The organism is Flagellimonas spongiicola (assembly GCF_023502425.1).
GTDB lineage: Bacteria > Bacteroidota > Bacteroidia > Flavobacteriales > Flavobacteriaceae > Flagellimonas > Flagellimonas spongiicola.
In genome coordinates, this window is record NZ_JAMFMA010000001.1 from 714201 (window position 1) to 731285 (window position 17085).

The window sequence follows — 17085 nt, forward strand, 5'->3', positions numbered from 1 at the left end:
CAGGGAGTAATGTTTTTATTATTTTCGTTAAAACCCCATTTTGATGATTACCCAAAATCAATTTCAAACAGAATTAGACCTTATAATTGCCAATGCCATTAGAGAGGATGTTGGAGACGGTGACCACAGTTCATTAGCTTGTATTCCCGAAACAGCAACGGGTAAAGCCAAGCTCCTAGTGAAGGATAAAGGTATTTTGGCTGGCGTGGAGTTTGCCCAACAAGTCTTCAAATACGTAGATCCAAAATTAACTATGGAAGTTCAACTTAAAGATGGTACTGAAGTTAAATACGGCGATATCGCATTTTACGTTGAAGGAAGTTCCCAAAGTATTCTAAAAGCAGAACGACTCGTGCTCAATGCTATGCAGCGAATGAGTGCAATAGCTACCAAAACCAATTTTTTTGTAACATTATTGGATGGCACGCAGACTAAGATATTGGATACACGTAAGACGACACCTGGAATAAGAGCTTTGGAAAAATGGGCGGTTAAGATTGGCGGCGGTGAAAATCATAGATTCGCCCTTTATGACATGATCATGCTCAAGGATAATCATATTGACTTTGCAGGAGGTATTAGCGGTGCCATTTCAAAGACGAAGAACTACTTGAAGGACAATGGAAAAGATTTAAAAATCATTGTTGAGGCCCGAAATTTGGAAGAAGTGTCAGAAATTTTGGAATCCGGTGGTGTATATCGAATCTTATTGGACAATTTCAATTATTTAGATACCCGTAAGGCTGTTCAAATGATTGGCGAAAAATGCCTTACCGAGTCATCCGGCGGGATTACGGAAGAAACAATCCGCAAATATGCAGAGTGTGGCGTAGATTACATTTCTTCCGGGGCACTTACACATTCGGTCCATAACTTGGATTTAAGTTTAAAAGCTGTTTAATGTCAGTTGCAATAGAAGAGCGGTTAGAGAAAATTCCAGTGGTCAATTGGCTGGTTCGATTGCTGAAAAGCATCAAATTAAAGGCATTTGAAGGACTATCGTTTTATGACCTCTTGGAAATGTATCTATTGGGCATTGTAAAGGGTACACTATCTGCCCGTGCCAGTTCTATTGCCTTTAGTCTCTTCATGGCCTTGTTTCCGTTAATGATATTTTTGGTGACGCTGGTTCCATTTTTAATCCCTTATGTTAGCGTGGGAAATGAAAATTTTGACGGACAATTTTTGTTGTTCCTGGAATCCTTTTTACCCTCTGCTACCAGCGACTATTTTGGTGAGATCTACCAACAAATCAAAGATCAAAAACGAGGTGGCTTACTTTCTTCTACTTTTTTGCTTTCCATTTTTTTAGTCGCCAATGGCGTTAATTCCATTTTTGGTGGATTTGAGAATTCATATCATGTGGAGTTGACAAGGAATTTCCTTAGACAATATGCCTATGCCTTGATGGTCGGTTTAATACTTTCCATTTTATTGATTGTTGGCGCCGTCGCATTTGTGTATTTCGAATTCTATATTGTGGAATATACTAGCGAGTATTTGGGTAAAACACTGGGTTACGATGTGGAAAAAGGAGATACCATAGGCGTACAGTTGACTAAAATCCTGTTTTTTATGGTTTTATCTTATCTAACAACCGCAATACTCTACTACTTTGGAACTGCAGAGGGGCGTAAGGCAAGATTCTTTTCCGCAGGTGCCTTGATGACCACACTTCTTTTTGTGCTTACTTCCTACCTGTTTGGTGTTTACGTGGAAAAATTTGCCAGGTACAACGAACTGTATGGTGCACTAGGAGGGTTATTGATTCTTATGGTGTTTATCTGGTTAAATTGTAACATTCTTTTGTTAGGATTTGAGCTTAATGCGACACTAAACTCATTAAAGAAAAAGCATGAAAGGCAAAAAGCTAGTTAACGGAAGCATTTTAATACTATGCTTGTTTTACTGTTTGAGTGTGCGTTCCCAATCGGTTTTCGGTAAATGGCGCACTGTGGATGATATAAGTGGCGTAACCAAGGGGATTGTGGAAGTCTATGAAAAAAATGGCTTGCTACAAGCAAAAATTGTGAAGATACTTGAAAAGGGTAGGGAGAATGCGGTATGTATCAAATGTAAGGGTGATTTAAAAGATAAGCCGGTTCTAGGTATGCATGTGATGCAAAACTTCAAACCCAACAATAAAGGAGAGTACAAGGGCAGTACGTTACTGGAGCCTGAAAGTGGCACTACCTTCCGCGGTAAGGTTTGGTTGGATCCAGAGGATAGCAATAAATTAATGGTAAGAGGGTATCTTGCCTTCTTTTACCGGACCCAGACCTGGCATCGGTTAACAGAGGAATAGTGTATGCAGTATTTTTTGGATGTGGTGCTCCCCATTCCATTGGAGCGTCTTTTTACCTATAGGATATCTGAGCAGGAGGCCAAGTTTCTTGTCCCAGGTATGCGTGTGGCGGTACCCTTTGGCAAATCCAAAATTTACACCGCTTTGGCGTTTCAAGTGCATGAAAATGCACCCACCGCTTACGAGGCCAAAGCAATTTACCAAATACTTGATGAAGATCCTTTGGTCAATGGATTTCAGCTAAAACATTGGCAGTGGATTGCCAGTTACTACATGTGCACCATGGGAGAAGTTCTCCGCAGTGCCCTGCCCAGTGCCTTTTTGTTGGAAAGCGAAACCTTGATTTTACCCAACAAAGAAGCCGAAATTGATGAAATGGGCCTTAAGGATGATGAATTCTTGATTTTTGAGGCATTACAACATCAATCTTCTTTGAAAGTAGGGGAGGTAAGCGGAATTGTGGATAAAAAAAATGTCCTTCCTCTCGTAAACCGATTGGTTCAAAAAGGTGTGATTTTACAAAAGGAGGAATTGTATGAACAGTACAAACCAAAATTGGTCCGTTATGTAAAACTAGGAGAGGCGTATCAATCGGAAGAAAAACTGGAAGCATTGCTTAACGAATTGACCAGGGCGCCAAAGCAGAGTCAGGTTGTATTATCCTTGTTTCAATTGGAAGCCTCCACCAAAAAACCAATTCGTGTGTCCGATTTAGAACGCGATAGTGGTGCATCCAAGGCTGTCATAAAAGCGTTGATAGATAAAGACATACTTGATGAATACCACCTTCGAAGAGATCGGGTGGAACAAGGTCAGGAATCCGATTCCGTAGCGCATATTTTGTTGAATGAACATCAGCAAAAGGCTTTGGACGCAATTCAACAAGGTTTTGCCAATTCAAAACCAGTGCTGCTTCATGGGGTAACTTCTGCAGGTAAGACCGAAGTATACTTTAAATTGATTCAGGAGGCACTAAATGATGAAAGGCAAGTACTTTATTTACTTCCTGAAATTGCATTGACCACCCAGTTGATCAATAGACTACAACATTATTTCGGTTCCAAGGTGTCCGTTTATCATTCCAAATACAGCATTCATGAACGAGTAGAAGTTTGGAATAACGTCCGCGAGAATGCCGAAAAGGCCCGAATAGTCATTGGAGCACGTTCCGCTCTTTTCTTGCCCTTTTCCAATTTGGGGTTAATTGTTATTGATGAAGAACATGAGAGTTCATTCAAACAATTTGATCCAGCACCGCGTTATCATGCTCGGGATGCGTCCATAGTTTTGGCAAATCTACATGGTGCAAAATGTTTATTGGGCTCGGCTACGCCAAGTATTGAGAGCATGGATAATGCTAAAAAAAATAAATACGGATATGCGTCCATTGCCTATCGCTATGGTAATGTTTTGCTTCCGGATATCAATTTGGTGGATATTAAGGAAGCTACTCGAAAAAAAAGAATGAAAGGGCATTTTTCTGAAACCTTGTTCACTGCAATAGAAGAAGCTTTGGAGGAAGGTGAGCAAGTAATTCTGTTTCAGAACAGGCGCGGTTTTGCACCCATTGTGGAATGTACAACATGTGGACATTCGGCCCAATGTCCCAATTGCGATGTCAGCCTTACTTATCATCAACATAGGAATCAATTGCGTTGCCATTATTGCGGTTACCATATGGCATTGCAACAAGCATGTTTGGCCTGTGGCAGTCATACTTTAGATAAAAAAGGTTTTGGTACAGAGCAAATAGAACAAGAACTAAAGGAGCTTTTCCCTGAGGCCAAAACAGGAAGAATGGATTTGGATACGACTCGGGGCAAATATGCTTATGAAAAAATAATCACCGCCTTTGAGCAACAAGAGATGGATATCTTGGTCGGAACACAGATGGTGACCAAGGGATTGGATTTTAGAAATGTGAGTTTGGTGGGTATCATGAATGCTGATTCTTTATTGAATTTTCCAGATTACCGTGCGCATGAAAGAAGTTATCAGTTGTTGACTCAAGTGGCTGGTAGGGCCGGAAGAACTAAAAAAAGGGGACGGGTACTTATTCAAACGTATAACCCATACCATCAAATATTGCAGCAAGTAACGACAAACAGTTATGATAAAATGTTTGCAGAACAATATTATGAAAGAGAGCAATTTAAGTATCCGCCTTTGGTGCGCATCATTAAATTGACCCTAAAGGATCGGGATTACAATAAACTCAATGAAGCATCGGATTGGTTTGCTGGTTCCTTGCGAAATGTTTTGGGTCAACAAGTCCTGGGACCAGAATACCCACCCGTTTCAAGAATCCGAAGACACTACCTAAAAAACATTTTGGTGAAGACGCCCAGGAATCTCTCCATTGCACAAACAAAAAATAGCATTAAAAGAATTGAAAAATCTTTTAATGCTATTTCCAAGTATAAAAGTGTACGACTGATCTACAATGTAGACCACATATAATCGTCTTATACGTTTGCTAGAGCCTCTGCGAGCTCTGTCTTTTTGTTTCTGCTCAACGGAATCTGTCTTCCCCCTACCTCTACATTCTTACTGTTGAACTTTTCTATTTTTTCCAGATTGACAATATAGGATTTGTGAATCCTTAGGAATTTTTCAGCCGGTAATTGTTTTTCAAAAGCTTTCATGGTGGAAAGGATAACAATGTTGGCCTCATCGGTTACTAACTTAATGTAGTCGCCCAATGCTTCAATCCATTTAATATCGTTTAAGATAACCTTACGTTTCTTAAGGTTACTTTTTACAAAGATGTGCTCTTCATCCTCATCCACACGGTTCATCTGCTCGTATTTGGCAACAGCTCTTTTTACAGAGGATTCAAAACGTGCAAGTGTGATGGGTTTATGAAGGTAATCAGTTACATCATAATCAAAAGCTTTTAAGGCATAATCCGGTTTTCCGGTGATTAAAATAACCTGTGGTGGGTTTTCCAAAGCTTCCAATAAATCAAATCCGCTGATGATAGGCATTTCTACATCAAGGAAGATCAAATCGATGTCGTGGTTCTTTAATCCGTTTTTGGCTTCAATAGCATTACTGTATTCAGCTACCAAGGCAAGATGAGGGTGATTGTTGACTAATTTTGCAACGGCCATCCGCTGCATGGAAGAGTCGTCTACAATTATACTTTTTAATTTCATAGAATGGGGTGATTTGTAGGGTTTTAAATCATCGGCAAATTACACAAAAACAACGTTTAAGTGCAACAAAAGATGTAAACATGGTCTATTTTGTTGTGTACATTACCATATACGTTACGTAGGTTTAAATGGTTCATAATTGTTAATAACTATTGACTCTTAAACGAAGAATTTCACCTTTTCTTGCGGAGATGAGCTTTTATTACTAATTTTGCGCTCCTTTAAAATAATAATGTATGAACCATTACGAAACTGTTTTCATTTTGAATCCCGTTCTATCTGAGACCCAGATAGAGGAAACAGTCAAGAAATTTGAAGATTTCTTGATTAAGAATGGTGGCAAAATGGTCTCCAAGGAAAACTGGGGACTTAAGAAATTAGCCTATCCCATTCAACACAAAAAAAGTGGCTTTTACCACTTATTTGAATTTACCGTTCCAGGTGAGGTAATTACCCCTTACGAATTGGAATTTAGAAGAGATGAACGAGTTATGCGTTTCTTGACCGTTAAGTTGGACAAACACGCTATTGCTTGGGCAGAGAAAAGAAGAACCAAATTAAAAGCAAACGCATAGGGTATGGCATCTATTGAACAACAAGCAAAGTCTAAAAAAGATGGGGAAATCAGGTATTTGACCCCATTGAATATTGAGACCAACAAACAAAAGAAGTATTGCAGGTTCAAAAAATCAGGTATCAAGTATATCGATTACAAAGACCCAGATTTCTTGATGAAGTTGGTAAACGAGCAAGGTAAATTATTGCCAAGAAGACTTACAGGAACTTCCTTGAAATACCAAAGAAAAGTGGCTCAAGCCGTTAAACGTGCACGTCACCTAGCTTTAATGCCGTACGTAGGCGATATGTTGAAATAAAAAATACTGAAGAATGGAACTTATTCTAAAAGAAGATATACAGGATTTAGGATTTAAGGACGATATCGTTACGGTAAAGAACGGTTACGGAAGAAATTACCTTATTCCTAAAGGATTGGCTGCGTTGGCTACTCCGTCAGCAAAAAAAGTTTTGGCTGAAAACCTTAGACAACGTGCGCACAAGGAAAAGAAAATTATTGATGAGGCCAACACTAAGGCAGAAGCCTTGAAACAATTGGAAATCAGAATTCCTGCAAAAGTAGGAGCTGGTGACAAATTGTTTGGTTCAGTAAGCAACATTGATTTGGCTGCTGCATTGGATAAAGCTGGTCATCAAATCGAAAGAAAGTTTATCAATATCAAAGGTGGAACCATTAAAAGAGTTGGGCCATATGATGCTCAAATCAGGTTGCACAGGGAAGTTATCGTTGATTTTCCATTTGAGGTAATCTCCGAAGCCAAGTAGGAAAACACTTTATTTTCGGTTGATAAGTTAAAAAGAGCTATGCGTGCATAGCTCTTTTTTTTGTTTATGTTTGTAGTTACTCAAAACTAACTCTACATGAAGAACATTTTAGCAATCGGAACACTGTTTTTAATGGTGTTCACATCGGGTTTTGCCCAAGTCACGACATCCAACATCAGGGGAACTGTTGTTGATGATCAGAACGCTCCACTCTTTGGAGCAAACGTAGTTGCTGTTCACACTCCAACGGGAACACGCTACGGTGCCATAACCAATGAAGAAGGACGTTTTAACTTATTGAACTTAAGGGTTGGTGGACCGTATGAGGTTACCATTTCTTATGTAGGTTTTGCAACAAACGTTAAAAACGAAGTTTTCCTTTCCTTGGGTAAAACGTATAATCATAACATTTCCATGGTATCAGACAGCCAAGCACTCGATGAAGTAGTGGTGGTATCTGATCAAACCGGGACTTTTGGTAGTGATAGAACGGGTGCGGAAACCAGTGTGGGTAGAAGGGAATTGACTCGATTGCCTACCATTTCCAGATCAACAAATGATTTTACGCGATTGGAACCCACTGCCAGCGCGGGATCGTTTGGCGGTCGAAATGATCAATTCAATAATTTTTCATTGGACGGAGCTATTTTCAATAATCCATTTGGTTTGGATGCCGCACAACCCGGTGGGCAAACGGAAGCTAATCCAATTTCCATTGATGCGATTGAGCAAATTCAAGTTAGTACAGCACCTTACGATGTTACCCAATCTGGATTCACGGGTGCTTCTGTGAACGCGGTTACTAAAAGTGGAACCAATGAGTTTTATGGAACGGTTTATGGATTTTATCGCAATGAAAGCTTAACCGGAGGCAAGGTAGGTGGAGATGATGTCTTTAAAGCTGATTTGAGTCAGTCCCAGTACGGTATTAGTATTGGTGGTCCAATAGTGAAGAACAAATTATTCTTCTTTGCCAACTTTGAAAAGGACGATAGAACGGATTTAGGATCTAATGGATTTGTACCGAATAGAGGTTCTGGAGCCATCAATGAATCTAGGGTGTTGGCATCAGATTTTGAATTGGTATCCAATATATTAAGCCAAGTTTCAATTGGAGATGGTGTATTCTACAATCCAGGGCGATATGAAGGCTTCAATTTTGATCAAGAATCTACCAAAGGTATTTTTAAATTGGATTGGAACATCAATGAAAATAACAGATTGGCCATTATCTACAATTTCTTGGATGCATCCAAAGAAAAACCTGCGCATCCAACCGCATTGGGCTTTAGAGGACCAAATTTGAGCACACTGCAATTTGAAAATGCTGGGTATGAAATAAACAATAGGATTCGGTCCGTACAGTTGGAATTGAATTCTACATTATCTGATGAAGCCATCAACAAACTACAGGTTGGTTATACCCATTTTGATGATTTCAGGAATCCACTTTCAACTCCTGCACCTACTATCACATTGCTGGACGAAAATGGTGCATCAAATTACATCATTGCCGGTCATGAACCTTTTTCAATCAACAATAGATTGGATCAAAAAGTTTTTCAATTGACTAACAATCTTAACTTTTTTAAAGGGGACCATACCTTTACAGTAGGTTTCTCATTTGAAAAGTTTGAGTTTGACAATTCATTTAATTTAGGCGTATATGGGGCTCAAGGTGTATTCTTTCCAACAGGTTCCATAGCGGATTTCCGAGGACTGGATGCGGCTGGTGAAGCAGCATTGGTTAATTTTTATCAGGGTGCGTTCAATGCGGCAAGGGCTGCGGACAATGCTTTGAATGCTGCAGGTGAAGGAAATCCTGGAGGATGGGCATTAGCAGAAACCAACGTAGGGCAAATGGCATTTTATGTTCAAGACGAATGGAATGCTTCCGAAAACTTTAAGTTAACCTATGGATTGCGTGTGGATAGACCTTTGTATTTTGATTCTGCCCAAAAGGCACAGGATGTAATTGATAGGGCGCCTGCTGTTGTACCGGATATTCCATATGTGAATCCTAATAACGGAGAAACGGTCTTGATAGACAATACCCAATTGCCGACCAATGCCTGGTTGATTTCACCACGTGTCGGGTTTAACTGGGATGTGGAAAATGCAAATAACCTGCAAATTCGAGGTGGGTCAGGTATTTTTACCGGTCGTTTTCCATTTGTGTGGTTAGGAAATCAAATAGCCAATCCGAACGTATTTTTCCTAACCGCTGTTGATCCAGATTTCCAATGGCCGCAGGTCTGGAGAACCAGTTTGGGTGTGGACAAGCAATTGGAAAGTGGTTGGATATTGACTGCTGACCTATCGTACTCCAAGGATTTTAATGGTCCACATGTGCAAAACTGGGGCTTGCTACCTCCATCCCAAAACCTTCAAGGGGTTGATAACAGACCAGTTTATGCAGCTACTGATTTGATAAATAACGCCTATGTTTTCTCAAATTCTGATGAAGGAAGAATATGGAATGCGGTTTTTAAAGGACAGAAAACATGGGACAATGGATTATACGCAAGTTTGGCCTATAGCTATTTAAATTCGAAGGATGTAAATTCCATTGAAGCAGAAATTACTAGTGATGCTTTTGCTGCTAATGCTATTGTTGATGATGCCAACGCAGATGTACTTTCCTATTCAAGATACGGTGATACACATCGTTTTGTTGGGGTGATTTCCAAAGCATTCAAAACTGGAACTACGGTATCCACGTTCTTTGAATATGCGCAAGGCGGAAGGTTCAACTATATCTATGGTGGGGACATAAACAGAGATGGTTCTAGTATCAATGACCTATTATACATTCCAACTGCCGCGGAAGTCAACCAGATGAATTTTGCTGAGCCCGGGGATGCTGCTGCATTTGAAGCATTCATCCAACAAGATGATTATTTAAGTGATAACAGGGGGTCTTATGCTGAACGTTACGGGGCTTTGGCACCATGGAGAGGACGTTGGGACCTGAAAGTACTTCAAGACATCAAAATTGCAAATAAAAATACCATCCAGTTAAGTTTGGATGTTTTGAACGTTGGAAATCTAATCAGTTCTGATTGGGGAATTGTTGAAATCCCTACGAACCAGCAAGTATTGGGGGTAACCATAGATGATAACAATAATCCAACCTATAGTTTTGATGAAAATCTAACAGAAACATTTAGTTCAGATACAAGCTTGCTTTCTAGATGGCAAGCGCAGTTTGGTGTGCGCTACATCTTCAACTAATTAAGGCAAATTTATAAGGGAAAAGGTCGTGCGAAAGCCCGGCCTTTTTTATTTTTGCCCGATGAAATATGCTAGATTGACACAGCAGCAATTGGAAGAGCTGCATCCAGAATTTATCAACTTTTTGGCAACCCAATCCATTACAGCAGAAGAATGGGCTACCATCAAAGAAGAGAAACCAACCGTTGCTGAAGAAGAAATCGATGTTTTCAGTGACTTGATTTGGGAAGGCGTGCTGTCCAAAGTGGAATACTTGGAAAATATATCGGAGATGCATATGCACTTGTTTCATTTGACCGATAAGGAAATGAAATTGTTCTCTGTCAAAATCCTTAATCCAGAAATTGATTTAAGAACCGAAGAAGGTTTTGGTTGGTTTAAACGTAATTTTCAATCCGATTTTGTGGAATACCTAACAGCTTCCAAAGCGTATTCGGAGGATAAGAACAAGGATAAATTTGATTTGATTCAGCAAGGTGCGGTCATTACTAAAGGTGACTTGTATCAATGGTTTGAACAGATCATGGAGTAGTTGACGGAAATCAGAAATCGGATATCAGATTCCGGATGTCAGATATTAGATATCAGAAACCTGACTTCTGACAACTGTCTACTGACAACTGATTTCTGACAACTGACCACTGAACTCTGACAGCTGAGGACTGACCACTGAACTCGTATATCACTTATATTTGCACCAGAATTTTAGCGCATGCCACAAAAACCGTCTATACCAAAGGGAACAAGGGATTTTTCGCCAACTGAAGTTGCCAAACGAAACCATATCATTCAAACGATAAAGCGGAATTTCGAATGCTATGGCTTTCAGCCGATAGAAACACCTTCATTTGAAAATTCTGAAACTTTGATGGGCAAGTATGGAGACGAAGGCGACCGACTGATCTTCAAGATTTTGAATTCAGGGGATTTTATTTCCAAGGTCGATGATGTAACCTATAGCTCCAAAAACTCGGCATCTTTAACCCCGAAAATCTCTGAAAAGGCCCTGCGATATGACCTTACTGTGCCTTTTGCGCGTTATGTTGTAATGCATCAAAATGAAATTGATTTCCCATTCAAACGCTATCAAATTCAACCGGTTTGGCGTGCTGATAGGCCACAAAAAGGACGTTTCAGGGAATTTTACCAATGCGATGCAGACGTGGTGGGTGCCAAATCACTTTTGCAGGAAATTGAATTTGTACAGCTTTATGATGCGGTTTTCTCTGATTTAGGTCTAGTTGGTACCACAATCAAACTCAATAATAGGAAAGTACTGTCTGGTATTGCTGAAGTCATTGGCGCTCAACACTTATTGATTGATTTTACAGTGGCCTTGGACAAGTTGGATAAAATTGGGGAGGAAGGCGTAAAAAATGAAATGTTGGCCAAAGGGATATCAGAGAACGCCATTGCAAAAGCTGCCCCATTGTTTTCCATGAATGGTTCCAATCTTGAAAAACTTGAACAATTAAAAACATTATTGGTGACTTCCGAAATTGGAATGGCGGGAGTAGCTGAACTACAGAGGATTGTATCTCAAATCAGCCAACTTGGTTTAACATCTGCCAAGATGGATATTGATGTAACCTTGGCAAGGGGACTGAATTATTATACCGGTGCCATTTTTGAGGTATCTGCGCCTGATGGAGTGAAAATGGGTTCCATTGGTGGTGGTGGTCGTTATGATGACCTTACAGGTATTTTTGGTTTGAAAGATGTTAGTGGTGTTGGAATTTCCTTTGGGTTAGATCGTATCTACCTGGTGATGGAAGAGTTAGGATTGTTCCCTGAAAGCTTGGAACGTTCTATAGAAGTTCTGTGCATTAATTTTGGTGATGACGAGAGTATCCAATCCTTAAAGCTTGTCGGTAGTTTAAGGGCAAGTGGGATTAAAGCGGAAGTGTATCCGTCAGCTGCTAAAATGCAAAAGCAAATGAAGTATGCCAATAATAGGGATATCCCCTTTGTTGTTTTAATTGGGAAACAGGAATTGGACAACGGAACATTTATTGTCAAGAATATGGAAAGCGGTGCACAGGAGACGTATCAATTCAATAATCCGGATATCTTTATTAAAAAGCTAGGCGCTTAAGAATTTCCTCAATTACAAATTGGTAGTATTGGCTTCCATGAGGAACAAAATCAGGCAATCCCTTAGCATTCACCTTAGATTGGAAACTGGAAATAGATACCAATTTTAGGTCATCCACTTCACTATCTTGTTTTACTAATGTAGAAACGGATTGATTTAGCTGACACAAGAAAACATTGTGATACTCATTGTCAATCAATAAATCCGAATGTTGATGCGATGACTTGAAGTACCCAATCTTAACGAGTTCTTCTGGATTAATCGTTAGGCCGATTTCTTCTTGTACTTCACGCAGCACTGCCATCTCTGGGTTCTCACCACTAGCCATATGACCCGCTACAGAAACATCCCATAAAGATGGGAAGGTGTCCTTAGTATCCGCTCTTTTTTGAAAAAGTAACTCTCCTTGTGAAGTGTAAAACCAGATATGCACCGTTGGGTGGAAATAACCATTTAAATGTGCTACTGATTTTAGACACGTCTTACCCGTGGGTCTACCATCGGAATCCAGAATGTCCACTAGTTCATCCATGTATACAAATTACAGTATATGGATGAATTTGAATTCAATTAATCGAAGTAACTAAAAGTTTCCCCGGATTCGATATTCAAAAGCGTTTCATATATGAGTCTGATTACATTCTCAACATCGTCCTTGTGAACCATTTCCACGGTGGTATGCATGTAGCGAAGCGGCAACGAAATCAATGCAGATGCTACACCGCCATTACTGTAGGCAAATGCATCGGTATCTGTACCTGTATATCGGGATGAGGCCAATCGCTGGAAAGGTATTTTTTTAGCTTCCGCCGTCTCAATGATACGCTCGCGCAGTTTGTTTTGCACCGCAGGCGCATAAGAAATTACGGGCCCAGAACCGATGGCTGTTTCCCCTTCTTTCTTTTTATCGATCATTGGGGTAGTGGTGTCATGGCAAACATCCGTAACAATAGCTACATCAGGTTTTATGGTTTGGGTGATCATTTCTGCACCACGTAAACCAATCTCCTCTTGCACCGAATTGGTAATATATAGGCCAAATGGAAGTTTAACGTTATTCTCATGAAGCAATCGTGCTACTTCCGCAATCATAAATCCACCTGCACGGTTATCAATAGCGCGACAAACAAATTTGTTGTCATTAAGAACCTGGAATTCATCCGGATAGGTTATCACACATCCTACATGTACCCCCATTTTCTCTACTTCCTCTTTGTCTTTGGCGCCTATATCGATGCAAATATTGTCCAATTTCGGAGGTTCCTCTTTGGATCGATTACGTGTATGAATCGCTGGCCAACCGAATACACCTTTCACAATTCCTTTTTTGGTATGGATGTTCACCCATTTGGATGGTGCTATTTGGTGGTCGCTTCCACCATTTCTTATGACATATAATAAACCATTATCTGTAATGTAATTCACGTACCAGGAAATTTCATCCGAATGCCCTTCAATAACTACTTTGTACTTAGCTTCTGGGTTGATTACGGCTACAGCGGTCCCGTATGTATCCGTGATAAATTCATCAACATAGGGCTTTAAATAATCCATCCAGATTTTTTGACCTTCCCATTCATAGCCCGTGGGAGAAGCATTGTTTAGGTACTTTTCAAAAAATTTCAAGGATTTAGTGGTGATGATTTTAGATGCTGCCATGTAAAAGGTTTAGTACACAAACATAGTAATATTCACTTTTATTTAATAGCCATTTTCCAGCTTTATACTTAATTTTGATTGACTTTTGACCTATGAATCGAATGATGCGTTTTTACGTTGCTGGCATTTTTCTTTTACTATGCTTGTCTGGTTTTTCCCAGGAAATCAAGAACGATTCCCTTAGCGATTATTATGTCAGGTTTGAAGGGGATTCTATTCTCTATAGCTCCATTGCTTTGGATGAGGTATTTCTTTTTGATAAACTTGAATTTGGGGATCGAAAGGAAAAATTAAGGTATTACATACTTCGCAGAAAGACCTTGAAGGTATATCCCTATGCTAAGTTGGCAGCTGAGCGACTTGTGGAGCTCAATGATAGTTTGGCACACATCAAAAAGAAACGACACCGAAAGAAGTACACTAAAAAAGTGCAAAAGTACATTGAGGGGGAGTTTTCCGCAGAACTTAAAAAATTGACCAGGACGGAAGGTCAGATTCTTGTAAAACTCATTTATCGTCAAACCGGAAAGACTGCTTTTAGTTTGGTAAAGGATCTAAGAAACGGTTGGCGTGCCTTCTGGTACAACACTACGGCTAAAGCTTTTAAAATTAGTATTAAAGAAGAATTCCACCCGGAGCGAATCCATGAGGATTATTTAATTGAGGACATTTTACAACGTGCATTTGCCTCAAATAGATTAGATCGGCAGAAATCTGTTTTGGATTATGACTACGCCCAGCTTAGCAATAAGTGGAAAAAAAGTCCTCCAGAACGGAATTAGGATTTGGTCTCTTTACCAAAGATAGCGTCCAACATAATCTTTACTGACCGAAACCCCAGATAAATGGCAAGTGCTCCAAAAAAAAGGCTTAAAATCAAAACAGGCAAGAAAAAAGGGTGCTCTTCATTTTTTATGGCCTGATAGAAGGTTGCCGGGGCCAAAAACATAAAAAATGCGGTAAGCAAAAAGGATTTGATTCCTTTTACCAGTAAATCCTTGTTTGTATGTTTCATACCGCAAAGTACCAACTTTGGGCTATATTTAGAACAACTTATTCAAAATTTCATGGAATTATTGGTCGTGGCTTTGGTTGTCACTTTTATTATTGTTGCTACCATAAGGTTTAAAATGCACCCTGTCTTTTCACTTACATTGGCAGCGGTATTAGCGGGATTTTTCTTGGGTCTTTCTTCTCAAGATATAATGAAACATATGGCTGAAGGATTTGGTAAAACCCTTTCCGGTATCGGTTTGGTAATAGCTTTTGGTACTGTAATCGGTATTTATTTGGAAAAAACAGGAAGTACTAAGGTTTTAGCCAATACCATTTTGAAGCTTATAGGGTTAAAACGATCACCTTTGGCGTTGAATTTAGCAGGATATGTAATTTCCATTCCGGTGTTCTGTGATTCTGGTTTTATTATTTTATCGTCTTTGAATAAGGCACTAAGCAAGAAATCTGGGATTCCAATAATGGTGTTTGCCGTGGCGTTGGCCACGGGTTTGTACGCTGCACACGTATTTGTACCTCCTACACCTGGGCCGCTTGCGGCTGCTGCAATCTTGGATGCAGATTTAGGTATGGTGCTCATTTTGGGTCTTGTGGTTTCTGTACCGGTAGCACTTTCTGGTTATCTATGGGCACGATTTATTGGTAAAAGACTGATTCAGGACAGGGTAATATCCGAAGAAAATGATTCAAATGATGATATAACGCCAGACATAAAGCCGGTAAATGCATTTCTTCCTTTAATCATCCCTATTCTTTTAATCGCATTGAAATCCGTAGCCAATTACCCAACCTTACCTTTAGGTAATGGACAGTTGTTCCAAGTATTGGATTTTCTTGGAGCGCCAATAATTGCATTGTTAATTGGTGTGTTATTCGCTTTTATAATGGCACGGAATATACCCCGAGAGAAGCAAAAAAAGTGGGTTCCGGAAGCTTTTAGGCAAGCAGGTTCCATAGTATTGATTACTGGTGCCGGCGGTGCTTTTGGTGCCATCCTTCGGACGCTGGATATGGCAAGTATTTTTGATTTATCCCAGACTTCAGGACTGGGAGGTATTTTAATCGCATTTAGCATTGCAGCGGTATTGAAAACAGCTCAAGGTTCTTCTACTGTAGCTATAATCACAACATCCGCAATATTAGCACCTTTGTTGGAGCCCTTCGGATTGATTTCAATATCTGACAAGGCATTAACAGTACTTGCCATTGGTGCAGGTGCAATGACGGTCTCGCATATAAATGACAGTTACTTTTGGGTTGTATCCCAATTTTCCAATATGAATGTTAGAACAGCATTAAAAGGGCATACATTGGCCACTCTTTTTCAAGGTTTAACGGGAATAGCAATTATAGTGCTGCTATATTACTTATTGTAGTGTAATCTGATATTTGTATTCCTGCACAACTGCAAAATAGCCCAACGCGAAAGATTCCGGTCTTTGCACGTTGTCAAATATTTCAATGTTATCCAATCCCGTAATGTCAAATACATTTCCTCGTGGCGTTACAGCTGGCGTTTCAAATACCCCGCCATCGTCCTGGGTTTGTTCTACCAGTAGATCAATGTAATTGAAGAATTGTTGGTCGGCGCCCATTAAGCTAATCTCGATTTGATCACCCGCTTCAGCATCTCTTTCCAAGAAATAGGAAAACTCAAATTGTTGTCCGTCAATAAATTGATCATCAACAGCTAAAAACTCCCCAAGGCCAAAATCAAAAACATAATGGTTTTTTTCTTCAGGAATATCTGTGAATGTGACTTTTATTTCAGTGTCGTCTTCATCAAAAAGAGTATCAAAGCCTTGTTCTGCATTATCTATTGGTACGGCTGGGACATAATTGGTCTGTGCTGCGTAACGTTTGCCTTCATGTTCTATAATCAAGAAGAACACGGTATTTGGGTTTAAAAACTCCGTTCGTATACGATCATCAACGGTTCCTACGGTATCCGGTTCATATAGTCCGGTTCCAGGAACAAATTCCTTTAGAATTTTAGGACTTAGGTTTAAGAGGTCTGGTGAATCTGGATTTGGTTCACCAACTAAGACAACTGCTCTTTCCAGCTCAGTGACGGTAGGTTCTTCAAAAAAGCCATTGGTTTTGGTTACCTGTATGGCAATTGGAACAAACTCGTCCCCGAGATTTACACGAGCCAGCCCATTTACAATAAGTCTGGTTTCCGTTTCCGGTAAGTCTACATCGATTACATCTTCGCAAGCAAGTAGTAGAAGGCAAGTAATCATAAATGCAATTCTACAACTCATAGTATTCAATTTTTA

17 protein-coding genes are annotated in these 17085 nt (G+C 39.8%); 12 read left to right on the top strand and 5 right to left on the bottom strand.

Annotated elements, in window-relative coordinates; all coding sequences use genetic code 11:
- The first annotated feature begins 43 nt into the window (after nucleotides 1–43).
- From nadC to priA, 4 genes are read left to right on the top strand one after another with little or no spacing between them, the layout of a single operon-like run.
- Nucleotides 44–901, top strand: coding sequence for a carboxylating nicotinate-nucleotide diphosphorylase (nadC, locus tag M3P19_RS03390; protein ID WP_249656213.1), 858 nt, complete (start codon nucleotides 44–46; stop codon nucleotides 899–901).
- Nucleotides 901–1878, top strand: coding sequence for a YihY/virulence factor BrkB family protein (locus M3P19_RS03395; RefSeq protein WP_249656214.1), 978 nt, complete (start codon nucleotides 901–903; stop codon nucleotides 1876–1878). Before nadC ends, M3P19_RS03395 begins: the two co-directional genes overlap by 1 nt.
- Nucleotides 1856–2305: a DUF2147 domain-containing protein gene (locus tag M3P19_RS03400; protein WP_249656215.1), complete on the top strand. Its 450-nt coding sequence runs from the start codon at nucleotides 1856–1858 to the stop codon at nucleotides 2303–2305. The genes M3P19_RS03395 and M3P19_RS03400 overlap by 23 nt, the downstream gene beginning before the upstream one ends.
- A 3-nt stretch (nucleotides 2306–2308) precedes the next feature.
- The gene (priA, locus tag M3P19_RS03405; RefSeq protein ID WP_249656216.1) at nucleotides 2309–4765 is read left to right on the top strand and encodes a replication restart helicase PriA; all 2457 of its coding nucleotides are present in this window, start codon (nucleotides 2309–2311) and stop codon (nucleotides 4763–4765) included.
- Nucleotides 4766–4770: 5 nt separating this feature from the next.
- Here priA and M3P19_RS03410 read toward each other — a convergent pair whose 3' ends face one another.
- Nucleotides 4771–5463 (bottom strand): LytR/AlgR family response regulator transcription factor, encoded by a 693-nt coding sequence (locus tag M3P19_RS03410; protein ID WP_073176311.1) that lies wholly within the window; start codon nucleotides 5461–5463, stop codon nucleotides 4771–4773.
- A gap of 236 nt (nucleotides 5464–5699) precedes the next feature.
- On the opposite strand from M3P19_RS03410, the gene rpsF reads away from it, so the two are divergent.
- The 6 genes from rpsF (at nucleotide 5700) to hisS (ending at nucleotide 12133) form a co-directional block, all read left to right on the top strand.
- A complete protein-coding gene (gene rpsF / locus M3P19_RS03415; protein ID WP_249656217.1) occupies nucleotides 5700–6038 on the top strand; it encodes a 30S ribosomal protein S6 in 339 nt (112 codons plus the stop codon).
- A 3-nt stretch (nucleotides 6039–6041) separates the two neighbouring features.
- The gene (gene rpsR, locus M3P19_RS03420) at nucleotides 6042–6338 is read left to right on the top strand and encodes a 30S ribosomal protein S18 (RefSeq protein ID WP_055392375.1); all 297 of its coding nucleotides are present in this window, start codon (nucleotides 6042–6044) and stop codon (nucleotides 6336–6338) included.
- A 13-nt stretch (nucleotides 6339–6351) separates the two neighbouring features.
- Nucleotides 6352–6804 (top strand): 50S ribosomal protein L9, encoded by a 453-nt coding sequence (rplI, locus tag M3P19_RS03425; RefSeq protein WP_249656218.1) that lies wholly within the window; start codon nucleotides 6352–6354, stop codon nucleotides 6802–6804.
- A 96-nt stretch (nucleotides 6805–6900) separates the two neighbouring features.
- The gene (locus M3P19_RS03430; protein ID WP_249656219.1) at nucleotides 6901–10038 is read left to right on the top strand and encodes a TonB-dependent receptor; all 3138 of its coding nucleotides are present in this window, start codon (nucleotides 6901–6903) and stop codon (nucleotides 10036–10038) included.
- A gap of 61 nt (nucleotides 10039–10099) precedes the next feature.
- Complete coding sequence (locus tag M3P19_RS03435) at nucleotides 10100–10570, top strand: DUF6495 family protein (RefSeq protein ID WP_249656220.1); 471 nt, start codon at nucleotides 10100–10102, stop codon at nucleotides 10568–10570.
- 180 nt (nucleotides 10571–10750) lie between these two features.
- On the top strand, nucleotides 10751–12133 hold the full coding sequence (hisS, locus tag M3P19_RS03440; RefSeq protein WP_249656221.1) for a histidine--tRNA ligase: 1383 nt from the start codon (nucleotides 10751–10753) through the stop codon (nucleotides 12131–12133).
- Here the strand turns inward: hisS and M3P19_RS03445 are convergent.
- Entirely contained in the window at nucleotides 12114–12665 is a 552-nt protein-coding gene (locus tag M3P19_RS03445; protein WP_249656222.1) for an NUDIX hydrolase, read from the bottom strand. The genes hisS and M3P19_RS03445 overlap by 20 nt on opposite strands.
- Before the next feature lie 38 nt (nucleotides 12666–12703).
- Nucleotides 12704–13792: a M42 family metallopeptidase gene (locus M3P19_RS03450; RefSeq protein ID WP_249656223.1), complete on the bottom strand. Its 1089-nt coding sequence runs from the start codon at nucleotides 13790–13792 to the stop codon at nucleotides 12704–12706.
- A 101-nt stretch (nucleotides 13793–13893) separates the two neighbouring features.
- On the opposite strand from M3P19_RS03450, the gene M3P19_RS03455 reads away from it, so the two are divergent.
- Nucleotides 13894–14574, top strand: a complete 681-nt coding sequence (locus M3P19_RS03455; protein WP_249656800.1) for a DUF4294 domain-containing protein — start codon at nucleotides 13894–13896, stop codon at nucleotides 14572–14574.
- Here the strand turns inward: M3P19_RS03455 and M3P19_RS03460 are convergent.
- Nucleotides 14571–14807 carry a DUF6095 family protein gene (locus M3P19_RS03460; protein WP_249656224.1) on the bottom strand — a complete coding sequence of 79 codons (237 nt, stop codon included), beginning with the start codon at nucleotides 14805–14807 and terminating at the stop codon, nucleotides 14571–14573. The genes M3P19_RS03455 and M3P19_RS03460 overlap by 4 nt on opposite strands.
- 52 nt (nucleotides 14808–14859) lie before the next feature.
- Between M3P19_RS03460 and M3P19_RS03465 the strand changes: the two genes are divergently transcribed.
- Nucleotides 14860–16182, top strand: a complete 1323-nt coding sequence (locus M3P19_RS03465) for a GntP family permease (RefSeq protein WP_249656225.1) — start codon at nucleotides 14860–14862, stop codon at nucleotides 16180–16182.
- Here the strand turns inward: M3P19_RS03465 and M3P19_RS03470 are convergent.
- Nucleotides 16174–17070 (bottom strand): DUF4249 family protein, encoded by an 897-nt coding sequence (locus tag M3P19_RS03470; protein WP_249656226.1) that lies wholly within the window; start codon nucleotides 17068–17070, stop codon nucleotides 16174–16176. The genes M3P19_RS03465 and M3P19_RS03470 overlap by 9 nt on opposite strands.
- Nucleotides 17071–17085 lie beyond the last annotated feature (15 nt).

Bases quoted from the DNA above. Each gene is read 5' to 3' on its own strand.
- nadC (WP_249656213.1), top strand. From the start codon at position 44: ATGATTACCCAAAATCAATTTCAAACAGAATTAGACCTTATAATTGCC.
- M3P19_RS03395 (WP_249656214.1), top strand. From the start codon at position 901: ATGTCAGTTGCAATAGAAGAGCGGTTAGAGAAAATTCCAGTGGTCAAT.
- M3P19_RS03400 (WP_249656215.1), top strand. From the start codon at position 1,856: ATGAAAGGCAAAAAGCTAGTTAACGGAAGCATTTTAATACTATGCTTG.
- priA (WP_249656216.1), top strand. From the start codon at position 2,309: ATGCAGTATTTTTTGGATGTGGTGCTCCCCATTCCATTGGAGCGTCTT.
- M3P19_RS03410 (WP_073176311.1), bottom strand. From the start codon at position 5,463: ATGAAATTAAAAAGTATAATTGTAGACGACTCTTCCATGCAGCGGATG.
- rpsF (WP_249656217.1), top strand. From the start codon at position 5,700: ATGAACCATTACGAAACTGTTTTCATTTTGAATCCCGTTCTATCTGAG.
- rpsR (WP_055392375.1), top strand. From the start codon at position 6,042: ATGGCATCTATTGAACAACAAGCAAAGTCTAAAAAAGATGGGGAAATC.
- rplI (WP_249656218.1), top strand. From the start codon at position 6,352: ATGGAACTTATTCTAAAAGAAGATATACAGGATTTAGGATTTAAGGAC.
- M3P19_RS03430 (WP_249656219.1), top strand. From the start codon at position 6,901: ATGAAGAACATTTTAGCAATCGGAACACTGTTTTTAATGGTGTTCACA.
- M3P19_RS03435 (WP_249656220.1), top strand. From the start codon at position 10,100: ATGAAATATGCTAGATTGACACAGCAGCAATTGGAAGAGCTGCATCCA.
- hisS (WP_249656221.1), top strand. From the start codon at position 10,751: ATGCCACAAAAACCGTCTATACCAAAGGGAACAAGGGATTTTTCGCCA.
- M3P19_RS03445 (WP_249656222.1), bottom strand. From the start codon at position 12,665: ATGGATGAACTAGTGGACATTCTGGATTCCGATGGTAGACCCACGGGT.
- M3P19_RS03450 (WP_249656223.1), bottom strand. From the start codon at position 13,792: ATGGCAGCATCTAAAATCATCACCACTAAATCCTTGAAATTTTTTGAA.
- M3P19_RS03455 (WP_249656800.1), top strand. From the start codon at position 13,894: ATGATGCGTTTTTACGTTGCTGGCATTTTTCTTTTACTATGCTTGTCT.
- M3P19_RS03460 (WP_249656224.1), bottom strand. From the start codon at position 14,807: ATGAAACATACAAACAAGGATTTACTGGTAAAAGGAATCAAATCCTTT.
- M3P19_RS03465 (WP_249656225.1), top strand. From the start codon at position 14,860: ATGGAATTATTGGTCGTGGCTTTGGTTGTCACTTTTATTATTGTTGCT.
- M3P19_RS03470 (WP_249656226.1), bottom strand. From the start codon at position 17,070: ATGAGTTGTAGAATTGCATTTATGATTACTTGCCTTCTACTACTTGCT.